At 74.8% G+C, this 923-nt stretch carries 1 protein-coding gene; it reads right to left on the minus strand.

Annotated elements, in window-relative coordinates:
- Nucleotides 1–85 precede the first annotated feature (85 nt).
- On the minus strand, nt 86–923 hold an 838-nt coding region (locus tag JHN63_RS51465), incomplete at its 5' end, for an ROK family protein (RefSeq protein ID WP_234478974.1).

Below are 923 nucleotides of genomic sequence, written 5' to 3' on the forward strand. Positions count from 1 at the left end.
CGAATGCCTCGAACGGGCGGGGTGGGGAGGCTGTTCGGCGGACGTGTCACAGATCGCGCGGAAGTGTCGCACTCTGCCGGACCACCTACCCGTCCGCCCGCCCGAACAGCGGCCCCAGCAGCAACTGCGCCGCTCCCTCCGCGACACCCCGCGCCCCGCCGGAGGCGACCCGTACGGGTACGGCGGCCTCGCGTGCGCCCTCGCGGCGGGCTCGTTCGTCGAGGACGGCGGCGACTCCGCGGACGAAGGGGGCCGGGTCGGCGGCGACGGTACGGCCGCCCAGGAGCACGAGGTCGATGTCGAGCAGGCCCACGAGGTTCGCGGCGCCCGCGCCGAGGACCCGCGCCGCTTCGTCCCTGTCGCCGCGCGCCACCGCGGCCAGGCACAGGGCCTCGATACAGCCCCGGTTCCCGCAGTCGCAGGGCGGGCCGTCCAACTGGATCACCTGGTGGCCGAACTCCCCGGCCCCGGTCCGCGCCCCCCGATGCACACCCCCACCGATCACCAGCCCGGCACCGAGCCCGGTCCCGAGATGCAGATAGGCGAACGACCCGCCCTCCCCACCGACGGCCAGCCCGAGCGCGGCGGCGTTCGTGTCCTTGTCGACGACCACCGGCACCCCGAGCCGCCGAGCGAGCGCGTCCCGCAGGGGGAACCCGTCCCACTCGGGGAAGCCGGTGACGCGGTGCAGGACGCCGTGGATGTGATCGAGGGGACCGGGGAGCGCGACACCGACACCGAGCAGGAGCCCTACGGCGGGACGCACCACCACGGACACCGGGTCACCCGGCGTACCGGCAATCTCAGTACCGGCCACCTCCCCACCGGCCGGCGCCGAGCCGACAACTGCCGTACCAGCAACCGCCGTACCCGTAAGCGCCGTACCAGTAAGCGCCGCCCCGACACCGCCCCCCACGCCCACT

The organism is Streptomyces sp. MBT65 (assembly GCF_016612545.1).
Taxonomy (GTDB): domain Bacteria; phylum Actinomycetota; class Actinomycetes; order Streptomycetales; family Streptomycetaceae; genus Streptomyces.